Here is a 15055-nt window from a genome sequence, read left to right as displayed (position 1 = left end):
CTGGTAGCGGCGCAGTTCTTGGCAGGCCGTCGGCCCCAGCCACAGAGGGTTTGCGCGGTGTGGCCTGTTCTGGGGGCACATGGGTGAGCACACGTGGCCGTCGCGGGCCTGGTGCTGGCCGGTGAACACCGTGGGCCGGATCGGTGCCGTGGGCGTCTGGAGGGCGTGAGTCGCGGGTCATGGGTCCACGGGGGCGGGGCGGGCAAGGTGGGCTGTGAGGAACTGGCTCGAGCGGCTGTCGGCGACGGCCACCTCGGCGGCGGGTGCCCTGTTCCTCGGGTTCGCGGTGAAGCTGTCGCTCGCCAACGCGTAGGCCTAGCGGCAGCCGGCCCGGGTGAGATACGCCGCCAGTCCGTCCGCCGAGTCACCTGCCCAGCCCACATAGCCGTCCGGCCGGACCAGGAACACACCGGGGCCGTAAGACTCCGGGGCGGCCGGTAGCGTCCGTACCCCGGGAACGGCCGTCGTCGCGCCCAGCAGCGTCCAGTGCGGCCCCCGGAAAGCGTCGAAGAGGCGTACCCCGGCCACCGTGCCGTCCGGCGCCCGGTCGCCCGGTCGTACCCCGGCCGGGGCGGTGCGCGTCTCGACGCTCAGCGACGACTCCGGATACCCCAGCCCGAGCTGCACCGTCGCCTTCCCCCGCCGCACCTCGCCCCGGTGCACGCCCGTCGACAGGTCCAGCATGGCAGCGGCGTTGGGCCGCCGCTCTTCCTCATAGGTGTCGAGCAGGGCCTCCGGGGCCCCGTCCCGCAGTACCGCGCCCAGCTTCCAGCCCAGGTTGTAGGCGTCCTGCACGCTGGTGTTCAGCCCCTGCCCGCCCGCCGGTGAGTGCACGTGGGCCGCGTCCCCGGCGAGGAAGACCCGGCCGGCCCGGAAGCGGTCCGCCAGAGCGGCCCTGGGCCGGAAGTCCGAGGCCCAGCGCAGCTCGGTGACGTCCTCGGCGTCGAGGTGCGTGTACGCGGCGACCAGCTTGCGGACGCCGTCGAGGGACAGGTCGGGGCCGGTGCCCTCCGGGAGGCGCGCCGCCAGCTGGAAGTCGGCCGTGCCGGCCAGCGGGCACAGCGCGACGAAGCTGCCGTCGCTCCCCGGGAAGGCGTGCCAGTACTCCCGGTCCAGCCCCCTCACCCGCACGTCCGCCACCAGGAACGGACTCGGGTCGACCGTCTCCCCGGCCATCCCCACACCCACCGCGCGCCGCACCGCCGACCGGCCGCCGTCGGCCGCGACGACGTACCGCGCGCGGACGGCCGTACCGTCGGCGAACGCAACGCTCGCCCCCTCCGCGCCCTGCGTCAGGCCGGTCACCTCGCGCCCGAAGGCCACCGTGGCGCCCAGTTCCGTCAGCCGCGCGTGCAGAACCTCCTGCGTCCGCCACTGCGCGACCATCCACGGCTCGGTGTAGGGCGTGCCCTCGTCCGCGTCCACGGCCTCGAACATCGGCTGCTCGCCGACCCGCTCGCCGTCCTGCCAGATCATCCGGGTGGGGTAAGGCCCGCCCGCCGCGCGGATCGCCTGCAGCACGCCGAGGTCGTCGAAGACCTCCTGGGTGCGCGGCTGTATCCCCTTGCCGCGCGAGCCGGGGAACAGCCCCTCGGCCCGGTCCACCACCAGCGCGTCCACCCCGCGCCGGGCGAGCTCGATGCCGATAGTGAGACCCGTCGGACCCGCGCCCACGATCAGGACATCCATCATATTTCCCCTTAACGTTGTTAAGTTTCGTTGCGCCGAGCTTCCCCTTAACGCTGTTAAGCTGTCAAGCGTGAGTACGGAACGGCGGGTGCCCCTGGACCGCAAGCGGGTCGCGGACACCGCGCTGCGGCTGCTGAACGAGGTCGGCCTCGACGGGCTGACCCTGCGTGCCATCGCGAAGGAACTGGACGTCAAGGCGCCCGCGCTGTACTGGCATTTCAAGGACAAGCAGGCGCTGCTGGACGAGATGGCGACGGAGATGTACCGGCGGATGGTCGCGGGCACCGTGCTCGATCCCGCCGACAGCTGGCGGGATCGGCTGCTGAAGGTCAACCGCGCACTGCGGGCCGCGCTGCTCGGCTACCGCGACGGCGCCAAGGTCTTCAGCGGCTCCCGCTTCACCGGCACGGACCACGCCCGCGGGATGGAGGAGCACCTGCGTGTCCTCACCGCCGCCGGGCTCACCCTGGGCCAGGCGGTCGGCGCGGCGCGGACCGCGACCATGTTCACCATCGGCTTCGTCACCGAGGAACAGGGCGTCGTACCCCTGCCGGGCGAGCGCCGCGAGGGGTACGACATCGAGGAACGCGCCCGGCGCATGGCCGACTTCCCGCTCACGGCCGAGGCCGGAAAGGTGCTCTTCGACGATTACGACCAGCAGTTCGAGGAAGGGCTGGCGCTGGTGATCGCCGGCATCGAGGCGCGGTACGGGGTCCTCTGAGCGGAATCGGCTCCTGACCGCGCGCGGTGCGGACCGCCCGCGTGACGGGGGCGGCGGCAGGCGGCGGCGACCCGGCGGACGCGGCTGCCGCGGCGGGGCGCGGGCGGCCGGGCGGCGTCGCCGGAGCGGCCGCCGAGTCGGCTCCGGGGTCCTGGACCGTCGGACGATCCGGTGTCCGGCGGCCTCCTGGACGCTCGAGCCGCTCGCGCACCACGGCCGGCGGCTCCTCCGGGACCGGATCCGGATCGCCACTGCCCGGCTTCGGTCCTCCCCGCAGGGTCAGCCGGTCTCCTCCCCGGCTTTCGGCACAGTGAACTGAGGGCGGGTTTCCGGTGTGGCCACCCGCTTCAGCGCCCGTTTCAGTCGCGGACCGAAGGGTTTCTCCACCATCCGGTGGATCAGCCACGCCAGCAGCAGCATGCCCACCACGGTCACGAAGAGCGTCGGCCACGGCGGCAGGCCGAGACCCCGGTGCAGCACCCGGATGGCGAACCAGCCGAGGTGCTCGTGAACCAGGTAGAACGGGTACGTCAGCGCCCCGGCCGTGGCCAGCCGGGACCAGCCGGCCCATCGCGTCCAGCCGAGGGCCACGGCCGCGACCGCGGCGAAGGCGAGGGTGACGATCGTCAGGATGACCCACGGGTCGCGGTGGAAGTCGCCCTGGGCGCCCGGGTGCCACAGCCCGCGCGTGGCGTTGCTCTGCCCGAGCAGCCAGGACACGGCGACGATGCCCCACAGCAGCAGGTCGCCGCCGAAGCGGTGGATCAGGTAGAGGGCGAGACCGCCGATGAAGAACGGGGCGTACTCGGGCATGACCAGCTGGTCCGTCAGTGCGTTGCCGGATGTGCGGCACACCACCGCGGCCAGCGTCCACACACAGCAGAAGAGCACGACCCGGCGGTAGGTGACGCCGCGCAGGACGACGAACAGCGCGAACAGCGCGTAGAAGCGCACCTCGGCCCAGAGCGTCCAGCACACGCCGAGGACGCGGGGGGCGCCCATGGGCTGCTGCAGCATCGTCAGGTTGACCAGGAACTCGTCCGGCCGGACCGGGTGGACGACCACGGGGAGGGCGACGGCCGCAGCGGTGACCAGTACCAGGGCGACCCAGTAGGCGGGGTAGAGGCGGGCGACCCGGGAGCGGAAGAAGTCGCCGAGGGTGCGGCCCCAGCTGCTCATGCAGATGACGAAGCCGCTGATGACGAAGAAGAACTGCACGCCCAGACAGCCGTAGGTGGCCGCCTGGGACAGGGCCGGGAAGACATGCGCCGGGGTCTGGTGCCAGGACGCGGAGACCGGGCCGCCGCGGCCCGCGTAGTGGTAGAGGCAGACCATCAGGGCGGCCACGAGCCGCAGGCCGTCCAGGGCGAGCAGGCGGCCCTGGCGGGCGCGGGCCGTTCCGCGGCTGGGGGGAGCGGGAACGGCGGCAAGGGCGGGGGAGGAAACAGCCATGGTGCTCCGTGCTTACCGGAAGAAGCGTGGACCGTCTCGGGTCTTCGGTCGACAGCCCGAACTGTTCGTCTGGGCGCCCGAGTTCGTTAACAGGTTCGTCGTCCTGCCTTCCCGGTTCCGGCTGTGCAGACCCTGTGCCCCGGCCGGCGGCGCGACCGCTGCACCGCCGGACGGCGTGGCGGGGCCCTTCACGACCCGCTCGAGCGGCTGCGGCTACGGCTACGGCTACGGCGACGAGCTGAACCTCGCCCACCCGGCGGGAACCAGCCGGCCTGCGCATCACCATCCCCGGGCGGACGGGCACCGGGGCCGCCCCGGGCAGGAGGAGGTGAGACTCAGCCACGCACGCCCCGGCGCAGACTGCGCGCCTTGCGGGCCACCCGGCGGACCGTGGCGTTGCGCGGAATGAACGACAGCTGGGCCGGTACCCCGCCGGGCAGCGCCAGCGACGCCAGACGCCTGCGCTTGAAGTAGCGCAGGGTCCGCTCGTTCAGGTTCTTCGCGAGGTGGGCCTCGGTCTGTGCGCGCAGCCCGGGCAGGATCTTCGGCTGCATCGCGAAGCCCACCGCGCTCACCAGCGCCCCCAGTGCTTCCACGGCCATGCCCTGGCGCTGCTCGGTGACCGCGGCGCCGTCGCCCAGCTCGGGCAGCAGGGCGTCGACGATGGTGACCGGGATGCGGTTGCTGTTCTCGAACGGCGTCAGCCGCTCCAGCAGCAGGTCGGTGCCTATCCGGGCGACCGGGAGGCCGTACAGCGCGGAGGCGGTGAGCAGGGCGGTGGAGAAGCATCCGACGACCAGCGCGGGACGCATCCGCTGGTACAGCACTTCGGCGAGGACCGGCGTGTCGAGCACGGTCAGCTCGACCTCCAGCTGCTCCGCCTCCTTCTCCAGGGAACGGGTGAAGCGGGCCGGAGCGGACGGGTGCGGCTTGAACACCACCGTGCGATGACCGAGTCCGGCCGCGCCCCGGAGCATCCGCACATGCAGGTTCTCCTCCTGCTCGGCGGAGAGGATGCCGAGCGCGGACAGGTACTGGCCGAGCAGCAGCGCGGGCTCCTCGATCGCGGGCAACTCATCGCCGGCCGGCACGAGTTCCGCGAGCACCTTGGTGAAGGCGGGCGTCGGCACGACCTCACCGGGCACCCCGAACTCGGTGAGCAGCAGCGGCTCCAGACCCGGCACCAGATCCAGGTGGAGCACCCGGTCCACGCGGGTGCCGACCAGCGGGTCGATCTTGTTGCGGGTCGGGCCGTAGCTCATCAGACCGTCGGCGTAGACGGTGACCGGGGCGCCGGTGAAGATCTGCGCGAGGCCGAGCGACGGATTGACCTGGATGGACTCGACGGCCAACTCCACGTCGTCGTCGCCCAGGTGCCACTCGTGGCGCAGATACCGCTCCCAGAGGGGCAGATCGTCCCTGCGGGGTGCCCAGCCGCCCGGGTGGAACGGGAAGATCGCCGCGTTGTACGACACCACGTCGTCGAACCGGTCGCGCAGCCGCTCGAAGCCGGACATCTCGTCCAGTCCGGGCGTGGTCTCGGGGGTGGCGGCGCTGTTGCAGACCAGCAGGCTCCGCCGGTCGGCCGGGCGGAAACAGCCGGAGTCCAGGGCGGCGGCGAGCGTGGCCGTGCCGTACAGCGTCGACGCCTGGAAGATCTGGGTGGTCACGCGGCGGCCCCCGCGGGGGCGGGACGGCGGCGCAGCCGGCGCAGCCTGGTGGCGCGCTGGAGGTCCATGGAGTCCAGCGCCGCGTCCAGCACGTCCTGCGGCATGCGCCGCAGGGCGGCGGCACTCAGGGATTTCAGTTTCTTCGCCACCGCCGGCTCGAACCTTTCGACGGATCCCAGATGATGGGAAATGATCGCGCAGTAGGTGCGGACGGCCTTCGGCAGCAGCGCGTCGGCCGCCGGGTCCTGGGCGGTTTCCGCGATGACCTGATCGAAAGCGCGAATGAAATCGAGCTGCCGTACATCACCGATCTGAGTGAGTGACGAGGCGACCCCGCGCCGGTAGAACACCCCGAGCAGACTCACCGCGGCGAAGGATTCCGCCTCCCGGTGCAGTTTCCAGATCCAGGGCCGGTCCTCGGCCGTGCGCAGCCCGTCGGTGAAGTGCAGCAGCCCCTTGTCCACCAGCCGGCGGTGGTAGACGCCCGCCCACGCGTAGGCGTAGTCCACCGAGGTGGACCGGTCGGCGGGCAGGATCGCCTCACGCGGGTCCAGCACCACGTTCCGCCGGCCGACGGGCACCCGGTGCACAGTGCGCGACCGTGCGGCGCACTGCACATGATCGGTGCGGAGAAAGTCGCAACCCAGGCCCTCGATGGCCGCGACCAGCCGCGGGAAGTAGCCGGGGGCGAGCCAGTCGTCGCCGTCCAGGAAGGTCAGGTACCTGCCGCGCGCCCGGTCGATACCGGTGTTGCGCGCGGTCGCCAGCCCCCCGTTCCGTTCGTGCCGGACCAGGACCGCGCCCGGCAGCTCGCGCTCCGCGCGGGCGAGAATCTCTGGTGTCCCGTCGCGGGAACAGTCGTCGACGAGAATGAATTCGAAGTCCTCACGCGCGTTCGCCTTCAGGCTCCTGAGCGTGTCGGGCGCGTATTGCCGCACGTTGTAAAACGGCACGATGACGGAGAGCTTGACCACGTCAGGGACGTTAGGGCGAGGCCCGTCATTCGTCTTGACGGCCTGCTGGCTGCCGGGTGAACGACACATGGCGAAGCTGTGAACCAGGCCTTTTTCCCGTGCGATCACGACCCGATTCGCCATTCGGCGATGTGCTGTTAACCGTTTGTTGCATTCGGGTTGGGCGGAACCTCTTCATGGCTTCCTAGCGTCTTCGGCGTGCCAGCAAGTGCAACGAAGTCCCTGCGGGTCGCCGTCCTCGCGGACTCCGACACCCGGTGGAAGTGGGGCGCGCTCACCGCGAGGCGCCTCACTCCCGCGGATGCCGAGGTCCGCCTCGACGGCTACCTCCTGCGGGGGCGCGCCACCCCGACAGCCCGCCAGCTCCAGGAAGTCGGCGTCCAGGCGGACTCGCTCCGCGAGGTCACCGGCGTCGAGTTCCTGCGCGCGATGACCGAAGACACCGAAGACCGGTACGACATCCTCGTCCTCGCCCTGGTCGGCGGCAGTGTCCAGGCGATGCTGCACGGGCTGCGTGCCGCCTGGGGCTCCGGCCGGCGCCCCGTCGTCGTCACCGGCTATGTCGGTGTCGTCTACGAGAAGCTCACCGACGGGCTGCTGCTGCGGCACGGCGCGGACCTCGTCCTCGCCAACTCCCGCCACGACGCGGACCGTTTCCGGGGCGTGTACGAGGGGGTGGGCGCCGACGCCTCCGCGGTCACCGAGGTCGCGCTGCCCTTCCTGGACGGGACGCCGTACACCGGCGCACACGAGCCGTTCACCGTGGTGTTCGCGGCCCAGCCGTCCGTGCCGGACAACCGCAGGGACCGTACGTACCTCCTCGACCGGCTGATCCGGCACGCCCGCGGGCACCCCGAGCGCGAGGTGCTGCTGAAGCTGCGCTCCAAGCCGGGTGAACACACCACGCACATCGAGGAGTTGCCCTATCAGAAGCTGGTCCAGGGCAAGGACCTGCCGGACAACCTCCGCCTCGTGTACGGGCACATGGGCGAGGTGCTCGACCGCACCGACCTGCTGGTCACGGTCAGTTCCACGGCCGCGCTGGAGGCCCTGCACCGGCGTATCCCCACGGTCGTCCTGACCGACCTGGGCGTGCGCGAGGTCCTCGGCAACCACCACTTCACCGGCTCCGGATGCCTCGCCTCCTGGGACCAGCTCGACGCCGGACACCGCCCGGAGGCGGACGAGGAGTGGGTGGCCCGGCAGGGCGTCGCCGCCGGGGGTCCTCCCTCCGGGGGAGGCGTCTACGCCACCGCGTTCGACATCGCCCGCGAGCGCATCGCCAAGCTGCTGGACCGCCCCGGCGGCCTGCCGCCCCTGAACCCCTACTACACCCCCGAGACCGCGCCCGGCTACCTGCCCGGCATCCTCGCCCGCCACCACCTCGGCCCCGACGGCGCCCCGCTGCCCGGCGCGCCCGCCGCCGACAGGGCGCCCGGCCCCGTCCGCCAGATCGTGCGCCGGGCCGCCCGGGGTGCCTACCGGCACGGCGTGCAGCGGGTCGCGCCGGTGATCCGGCGGATGGGAGAGCTGTGACCTCTGTCCAAGGAGTAGATCTCATGTCCCACCCGGAAGCGGGCCAAGGCGCTTCGGTGCGCCGGGTGCTCGCGGTGATCCCCGCCCGAGGCGGCTCCAAGGGCGTGCCCGCGAAGAACCTCGCGCCCGTGGGCGGCGTCCCGCTGGTGGCGCGTGCGGTGCGCGAGTGCCGGGCGACCCGTCTGGTGACCGACGTCGTCGTGTCCACCGACGACCACGCCATCGCGGCCGCCGCGCGGGAGGCCGGTGCCGAGGTCGTGCTGCGGCCGGCCGCCATCGCCGGGGACACGGCGACCTCGGAGGCCGCGGTCCTGCACGCCATGGACGCCCACGAGGCCCTGCACGGCTCGGCGGTCGACGCGGTGCTGCTCGTGCAGTGCACCAGCCCCTTCCTCGTCCGGGAGGACATCGACGGGGTGGCCGCCGCGGTCGTCGAGAACGGCGCCGACACCGCCGTCACCGTGGCCCCCTTCCACGGTTTCATCTGGCGCGACGCCGACGTCGGGGGCGAGGGCGGGGCGGGCGTCAACCACGACAAGTCCTACCGCCCGCGCCGCCAGGACCGGCCCCAGGACTTCCTGGAGACCGGCGCCGCCTATGCCATGGACGCGGCCGGCTTCCGCGAGCAGGGCCACCGCTTCTTCGGCCATACCGAGCTGGTCCGCACCGACCCGGCCCGGGTGCTGGAGATCGACGACCCGCACGACCTGGCCCGCGCCCGGGCGCTCGCCCCGCTCTTCGACGCGGACCGCCCCGGCGCGCTGCCGACCGCCGACGACGTGGACGCGGTCGTACTGGACTTCGACGGCACCCAGACCGACGACCGGGTGCTGATCGACTCCGACGGACGGGAGTTCGTCTCCGTGCACCGCGGGGACGGACTCGGCATCGCGGCACTGCGCAGGAGCGGCCTGAAGATGCTGATCCTGTCCACGGAACAGAACCCGGTGGTCGCCGCCCGCGCCCGGAAGCTCAAGCTCCCGGTGCTGCACGGCATCGACCGCAAGGACCTCGCCCTCAAGCAGTGGTGCGAGGAGCAGGGCATCGCGCCGGAGCGCGTGCTCTACGTCGGCAACGACGTCAACGACCTCCCGTGTTTCGCCCTCGTCGGCTGGCCCGTGGCGGTCGGAAGCGCCCACGACGTCGTACGCGGCGCCGCACGCGCGGTCACCACCGTCCCCGGCGGTGACGGCGCGATCCGAGAGATCGCCAGCTGGATCCTCGGCCCCTCTCTCGATTCCCTCCCCAAGTAAGGACATCTCCCGATGAGCACCAACTCCCGTCTGCGTACGTTCGGTTCGCGCGAGGTCGGCCCCGGCCGTCCCGTCTACATCTGCGGCGAGATCGGCATCAACCACAACGGTGAGCTGGAGAACGCCTTCAAGCTGATCGACGTGGCCGCCGAGGCCGGCTGCGACGCGGTGAAGTTCCAGAAGCGCACCCCGGAGATCTGCACCCCGCGCGACCAGTGGGACATCGAGCGCGACACCCCCTGGGGCCGGATGACCTACATCGACTACCGCCACCGCGTGGAGTTCGGCGAGGACGAGTACCGCCGGATCGACGAGTACTGCAAGGAGAAGGGGATCGACTGGTTCGCCTCCCCGTGGGACACCGAGGCCGTCGCCTTCCTGGAGAAGTTCGACCTCCCCGCCCACAAGGTCGCCTCCGCGTCCCTCACCGACGACGAGCTGCTGCGCGCCCTGCGCGCCACCGGCCGCTCGGTCATCCTCTCCACCGGAATGTCCACCCCGAAGCAGATCCGCCACGCGGTCGAGGTGCTGGGCAGCGACAACATCCTCATGTGCCACGCCACCTCCACCTACCCGGCGAAGGCCGAGGAGCTGAACCTCCGTGTGATCAACACGCTGGAGAAGGAGTACCCGAACGTCCCGATCGGCTACTCCGGCCACGAGACCGGCCTGCAGACCACCCTCGCCGCGGTCGCCCTCGGCGCCGCCTTCGTCGAGCGGCACATCACCCTCGACCGCGCCATGTGGGGCTCCGACCAGGCGGCTTCGGTGGAGCCGCAGGGCCTCACCCGCCTCGTCCGCGACATCCGCACCATCGAGGCCTCCCTCGGCGACGGCGTCAAGAAGGTCTACGACTCCGAGCTGGGCCCGATGAAGAAGCTGCGCCGCGTCACCGGCGCCGTCGCCGAGGCGGAGATCGCGGCGGCGGCGGGCGAGCCGGTCGCGGTGTGAGACCAGGCCGCTTACGACGGGACGGTCATACGCCGATGAGCCCCCGCGCCGGTCACGCCGGCCACCCTCCCCGCACGCTCGCCTTCGTGGAGAGCCCGGTTCAGCTGCTGAACGTACTGGAGTGGGCGCATCTGCACGGCCTGCACGGCGCGGAGCCGGACACCCTGCCGTCCGTGCCCGCGCAGGTACGGCGGACGGTGGCCGGTGAGACCCCCGCGGCCGGCGCGGATCTCACGGTCGTCGTCCTGTCCCCGACCGACCCCATGACCCGGGGCCAGCTGCGCCGCATGGCCGACCTGGCCCGGGACGAGGGGTACCGGGTGCGCTGGGAGGAGGCGCGGGGCGGTACGACCGCGCCCTTCCACACGATCGGCGGCCTGGCGGGCCCGTTGCGCCGGGCCGACCGCATCGTCATGGGAGACCCGTTCTCCCGCTATGTCCAGCTCCTGCTGACCATCACCCGGGCGCGCGATCTGATAGTGGTCGACGACGGCACGGCCACGATGGAGTTCGTCGCCCAGCTGGCCCGGGGCGAGCGTCTGGTCCGCTGGCACCGCAGGGGCGGCCGCCCCGGCCCCCGTGACCTGCTCTTCGCGCCGGTGTCCTCCTCCGCCCGCCGCCGGCTGACGCCCGGTGCGCGCCGCCGGGTCGAGGTCTTCTCCTCCATGCCGGTGACGGAGATCCCGCAGGGCGTCACCGTCACGGCCAACGACTTCTCCTGGACCCGGACCCGCTTCGGGCCGCCCCGGATCACCAAGGGCGCGGACATGGTCGGCACCTCCCTGGTGGAGACCGGGGTGGTGGACGGAGACCGCTACCGGGAGGCCGTCCGCGGCCTGGCCAAGGCCCATGGGGCCACCCGCTACTTCGCCCACCGCCGCGAGAGCGCGGGAAAGCTGCACCGGCTGGCCGCCGAGACCGGCCTGGAGATAGTCCGCCCGGACCTCCCCCTGGAGCTGATCGCCCGCCGCGGTCCCATCGGCCGAACGATCCTCAGCTTCCCCTCCACGGTCGTCCACACCCTGCCGCTCGCGCTGGCCGGCACCGGTGTCCGCGTGGCGGTGTGCGACATCGATCCGTCGTGGCTGACCGAGAACGCGTCCCCGCGGGCGCAGGGCTTCCTGTCGGGGGTGACGGGGACGGCGAGAGACGTGCACCGGCTGGCGGCGGTACGCCTGGCCTAGTGCCGGAGCCGCGGCGGGTGGGGTGCCCATGGGCGCCGTTGGGTGACGGACGCTCGGTATCGGATGGCCGAGGGGGGTGGTGCTTCTCGGGTCAGGGCCTGCGGGCCAGTACGAACGCCCGGGGGCGCTTTTCCTCGCCGGCCGGCTCTCGTCGTACCGTCGCCACCAGGTCCAGGCCCGCCTCGGTCAGCGCGGTCGTGACCTGTTCGGGTGTACGCCAGTAGTAGTCGAGGTCGATCTCGTGGCCGAAGCGCTCGGTCAGGTGGAGGTGGCCCGGGTGGGTGCAGGTCTGGAAGGCGAGGAGGACGTGGCCGCCGGGGACCAGGGTGCGGTGGAATTCCGCGAAGGCCTTCGGCAGGTGGGCGTCGGGGACGTGGATCGTGGAGTAGAGGGCGAGGATGCCGCCCAGGGTGCCGTCCGGTAGGTCCAGCGACGTCATGGAGCCCACGTGGAAGCGCAGTCGCGGGTGGGCCTCGCGGGCCAGGGTCACCATGGCGGGGGAGAGGTCGACGCCGAAGGCCGGGACGCCTCTCTCGTGGAGGAGCGCGGTGACATGGCCGGGGCCGCTGCCCAGGTCGGCCACGGGAGCCGGGCCGTTCGCGCTGATCAGCTCGGCGAAGGCGGCGATCATCGAGCGTTCCAGAGGGTGGGAGAGGCCGGAGGGGAAGGCGGCCGTGTAGTCCTTGGCCATCGCGTCGTACGAGGTGCGGGTGGTCTGCAGGAAGTCCGACGTCGAGTCGCTCACGACCGCGGACCCTACCGGGACGCGAACCGCGCTGGGGTCCGGTTCGTGGACATGGCGAGCGTGACTCAGGCGATGCGTGGTATCCGTGGAAGGAGGAAACAGTGGTTTTACCCATCAAAGTCCGCCGCCATGCGTCCGCCGGTCAGGTTTTCTTCCCCTAACGGGCTGAACTTTTGTTGATCGTGGGGTAGTTGATCAGTCGGGCGTTCTACCCTTCAGAGGGTGAAGCAATTGATGTCCCTAGAGTCCGAGGCCGGCCTCGCGGGGGATGCGCTCCCCGGCGTGCTGAGCGAGTCCCTGCACGCCGAACTCGTCGCCTTCCGCCGCGACCTGCACATGCACCCCGAGCTGGGCAATCAGGAGTTCCGCACGACCGCTGCGATCAAGGAGCGGCTGGAGCAGGCCGGGCTCAAGCCCCGCGTCCTCACCACCGGAACCGGACTCGTCTGTGACATCGGGCTCACGGAGGGTGAGCAGTCGGCCGTACCGGTGCTCGCGCTGCGCGCCGACATCGACGCCCTGCCCATCCCGGACACCAAGACCGACTGCCCCTACCGGTCGACCGTGCCGGACCGGGCGCACGCGTGCGGTCACGACGTGCACACGACCGTCGTGCTCGGGGCCGGGCTCGTCCTCGCCGACCTCCAGGCCAAGGACCTGCTGTCCCGCCCGGTGCGGCTGATCTTCCAGCCCGCCGAGGAGGTGCTGCCCGGCGGCGCCCTGGACGCCATCCAGGACGGGGCGCTGGACGGGGTGGGGCGGATCCTCGCCGTCCACTGTGACCCTCGGGTCGACGCCGGGAAGGTCGGGCTGCGGCACGGGGCGATCACCAGTGCGTGCGACCGGCTGGAGATCGCCCTGGACGGGCCCGGAGGGCACACCGCCCGCCCCCATCTGACCACCGACCTGGTCACCGCCGCCGCCCGCGTCGCCGTCGACGTGCCCGCGCTGATCGCCCGCCGCGTCGACACCCGGGCCGGACTCGCCCTCACCTGGGGCCGGATCGAGGCGGGCCACGCCCCGAACGTGATCCCGCAGCACGCCGAGCTGTCCGGCACCGTGCGCTGCCTGGACCTGGAGGCCTGGCGGGAGGCCCCCGACATCGTGCACGCGGCGATCGACGAGGTCGCGACCCTGCACCGGGCCAAGTCCGAGATCAACTACGTGCGCGGGGTGCCGCCCGTCGTCAACGACCGGGAGTCCACCGAGCTGCTGCGCCGCGCCATGGTCACCCGGCGCGGCATGAAGTCCGTCGAGACCACCGAGCAGAGCCTCGGCGGCGAGGACTTCTCCTGGTACCAGGAGCACGTGCCCGGCGCGATGGCCCGGCTCGGCGTACGCCGCCCCGGTGAGCGCACGGTGCGCGACCTGCACCAGGGCGACTTCGACGCGGACGAGTACGCGATCAAGGTCGGGGTGGAGATGTTCACGGCGGCGGCCTTCCTGGAGCCGAACGCGGTGCAGGGCTGAGCGAGCGGCCCCTGCGGGGGCCGTTCCCCTGACTGGCGCAACACGGATACAAGCCATTCGCGCACTGTGCGCAACAGCGGTGTGAGAAGCCTTCGAGACCGAGTTCAGGCCCTGTTTGCCTCGAATCGATAACGGCTTCGCGAGAGGGTTTTTTGCGACATCTACGCGCGTTACGATGCCGCGAAGCCGACGCCGACGGGGCGTCCCGGCTCGAGCACTGGCATGGTGCTCACATCAAGCGCCGACATGGCGCTCAGGTCAGGTGAAGGAGCCTTCCCGTGCGCCGGGTAGCCAAGCTTTCCGCTGCGTGTATCGCGTCCGCAGCACTCGCACTGACTGCCACTGCCTGTGGCAGCACCTCCTCCGACAACGAGGCCAGCCCGTCCTCCTCCGCGGGCGGCGGCAAGGGCGTCAAGATCGGTCTCGCCTTCGACGTCGGTGGCCGTGGTGACCGTTCCTTCAACGACTCCGCCGCGCGCGGTGCCGACAAGGCCAAGGGCGAGTTCGGCGGCGACATCAAGGAGCTGACCGCGAAGACCTCGGACACCGAGGCCGACCGCGAGCAGCGCCTGTCCGACCTGGCCCAGGCCGGTTACAACCCGATCATCGGTGTCGGTTACGCCTACGCCGCCTCCATGGCCAAGGTCGCCCCGAAGTTCCCGAAGACCAACTTCGGCATCGTCGACTCGGTGGTGGACGCCAAGAACGTCGACAGCATCACCTTCACCGAGGAGCAGGGCTCCTACCTGGCCGGTGTCGCCGCGGCGCTGAAGACCAAGAAGAACCACGTCGGCTTCATCGGCGGCGTCGACGTCCCGCTGATCAAGAAGTTCGAGGCGGGCTTCGTCCAGGGTGTCAAGGACACCAAGGCGAAGGTCAAGGTCGACACGCAGTACCTGTCGCACGGCTCGGACACCTCCGGCTTCGCCAGCCCCGACAAGGGCAAGGAAGCCGCGCAGGGCATGCTCGACAACGGCGCCGACGTCATCTACACGGCGGCCGGCTCCTCCGGCAACGGCGCGATCGAGGCCGTCAGCGGCGTCAAGGGCGCCTGGGGCATCGGCGTGGACTCGGACCAGTACAACATCCCGGGTCTGGCCAAGTACAAGAAGTCGATCCTGACCTCGATGGTCAAGAACGTCGACGTCGGTGTCTACGACTTCGTCAAGTCCGTGCACGACGGCAAGCCGCTGACCGGCACCAACACCTACTCGCTCGCCAAGAACGGTGTCTCGCTGTCCACCAGCGGTGGCTTCATCGACGACGTCCAGGCCAAGCTGGATGCGGCGAAGAAGAAGATCGTCGACGGCTCGATCAAGGTCAAGACCACCCCGTGACCTGACGGGTCCCGTCGGACCTAGGCTCGGCGCGGGGGCCTCCCGAGAGCCCCCCGCCGAGCCATAACAATGT

12 protein-coding genes are annotated in these 15055 nt (G+C 71.4%); 7 read left to right on the top strand and 5 right to left on the bottom strand.

From position 1 onward, the window contains the following. Positions 1-315 precede the first annotated feature (315 nt). A complete protein-coding gene (locus ABZ079_RS01705; protein ID WP_356937365.1) occupies positions 316-1692 on the bottom strand; it encodes an FAD-dependent monooxygenase in 1377 nt (458 codons plus the stop codon). Positions 1693-1759: 67 nt separating this feature from the next. Between ABZ079_RS01705 and ABZ079_RS01700 the strand changes: the two genes are divergently transcribed. After that, complete coding sequence (locus ABZ079_RS01700) at positions 1760-2410, top strand: TetR/AcrR family transcriptional regulator C-terminal domain-containing protein (protein WP_356937364.1); 651 nt, start codon at positions 1760-1762, stop codon at positions 2408-2410. A 279-nt stretch (positions 2411-2689) separates the two neighbouring features. On the opposite strand, the gene ABZ079_RS01695 is transcribed toward ABZ079_RS01700, so the two are convergent. The 3 genes from ABZ079_RS01695 to ABZ079_RS01685 all read right to left on the bottom strand — a co-directional run bounded on the left by ABZ079_RS01695 (position 2690) and on the right by ABZ079_RS01685 (position 6506). Then, the gene (locus ABZ079_RS01695) at positions 2690-3862 is read right to left on the bottom strand and encodes an acyltransferase (RefSeq protein WP_356937363.1); all 1173 of its coding nucleotides are present in this window, start codon (positions 3860-3862) and stop codon (positions 2690-2692) included. Positions 3863-4197: 335 nt separating this feature from the next. Further along, positions 4198-5532: a polysialyltransferase family glycosyltransferase gene (locus ABZ079_RS01690; protein WP_356937362.1), complete on the bottom strand. Its 1335-nt coding sequence runs from the start codon at positions 5530-5532 to the stop codon at positions 4198-4200. After that, a complete protein-coding gene (locus ABZ079_RS01685) occupies positions 5529-6506 on the bottom strand; it encodes a glycosyltransferase family 2 protein (RefSeq protein ID WP_356937361.1) in 978 nt (325 codons plus the stop codon). The genes ABZ079_RS01690 and ABZ079_RS01685 overlap by 4 nt, the downstream gene beginning before the upstream one ends. 198 nt (positions 6507-6704) lie before the next feature. Here ABZ079_RS01685 and ABZ079_RS01680 point away from each other — a divergent pair, with 198 nt between their 5' ends. From ABZ079_RS01680 to ABZ079_RS01665, 4 genes are read left to right on the top strand one after another with little or no spacing between them, the layout of a single operon-like run. Continuing rightward, complete coding sequence (locus tag ABZ079_RS01680) at positions 6705-8042, top strand: DUF6716 putative glycosyltransferase (protein WP_356937360.1); 1338 nt, start codon at positions 6705-6707, stop codon at positions 8040-8042. 23 nt (positions 8043-8065) lie between these two features. Then, the gene (locus ABZ079_RS01675) at positions 8066-9295 is read left to right on the top strand and encodes an acylneuraminate cytidylyltransferase (protein ID WP_356937359.1); all 1230 of its coding nucleotides are present in this window, start codon (positions 8066-8068) and stop codon (positions 9293-9295) included. 12 nt (positions 9296-9307) lie between these two features. Next, complete coding sequence (locus ABZ079_RS01670; RefSeq protein WP_356937358.1) at positions 9308-10246, top strand: N-acetylneuraminate synthase family protein; 939 nt, start codon at positions 9308-9310, stop codon at positions 10244-10246. Between the two features lie 35 nt (positions 10247-10281). After that, a complete protein-coding gene (locus tag ABZ079_RS01665; RefSeq protein WP_356937357.1) occupies positions 10282-11430 on the top strand; it encodes a hypothetical protein in 1149 nt (382 codons plus the stop codon). 91 nt (positions 11431-11521) lie between these two features. Here the strand turns inward: ABZ079_RS01665 and ABZ079_RS01660 are convergent, their stop codons facing one another. Further along, complete coding sequence (locus ABZ079_RS01660; RefSeq protein WP_356937356.1) at positions 11522-12175, bottom strand: class I SAM-dependent methyltransferase; 654 nt, start codon at positions 12173-12175, stop codon at positions 11522-11524. A gap of 234 nt (positions 12176-12409) precedes the next feature. On the opposite strand from ABZ079_RS01660, the gene ABZ079_RS01655 reads away from it, so the two are divergent. Continuing rightward, positions 12410-13645: a M20 family metallopeptidase gene (locus tag ABZ079_RS01655; RefSeq protein WP_356937355.1), complete on the top strand. Its 1236-nt coding sequence runs from the start codon at positions 12410-12412 to the stop codon at positions 13643-13645. 278 nt (positions 13646-13923) lie between these two features. Next, positions 13924-14982 carry a BMP family ABC transporter substrate-binding protein gene (locus ABZ079_RS01650; protein WP_356937354.1) on the top strand — a complete coding sequence of 353 codons (1059 nt, stop codon included), beginning with the start codon at positions 13924-13926 and terminating at the stop codon, positions 14980-14982. Positions 14983-15055 lie beyond the last annotated feature (73 nt).

It is taken from the genome of Streptomyces sp. NPDC006314 (assembly GCF_040613075.1).
GTDB lineage: Bacteria > Actinomycetota > Actinomycetes > Streptomycetales > Streptomycetaceae > Streptomyces.
Note: the sequence above shows the minus strand (reverse complement) of the source record. Positions and strands in the feature narration are given on the sequence as shown.

What these genes read in the sequence shown, in the direction of transcription:
- ABZ079_RS01655 (WP_356937355.1), top strand. Translation starts at nt 12,410, where the DNA reads ATGTCCCTAGAGTCCGAGGCCGGCCTCGCGGGGGATGCGCTCCCCGGC.
- ABZ079_RS01665 (WP_356937357.1), top strand. Translation starts at nt 10,282, where the DNA reads ATGAGCCCCCGCGCCGGTCACGCCGGCCACCCTCCCCGCACGCTCGCC.
- ABZ079_RS01695 (WP_356937363.1), bottom strand. Translation starts at nt 3,862, where the DNA reads ATGGCTGTTTCCTCCCCCGCCCTTGCCGCCGTTCCCGCTCCCCCCAGC.
- ABZ079_RS01675 (WP_356937359.1), top strand. Translation starts at nt 8,066, where the DNA reads ATGTCCCACCCGGAAGCGGGCCAAGGCGCTTCGGTGCGCCGGGTGCTC.
- ABZ079_RS01670 (WP_356937358.1), top strand. Translation starts at nt 9,308, where the DNA reads ATGAGCACCAACTCCCGTCTGCGTACGTTCGGTTCGCGCGAGGTCGGC.
- ABZ079_RS01705 (WP_356937365.1), bottom strand. Translation starts at nt 1,692, where the DNA reads ATGATGGATGTCCTGATCGTGGGCGCGGGTCCGACGGGTCTCACTATC.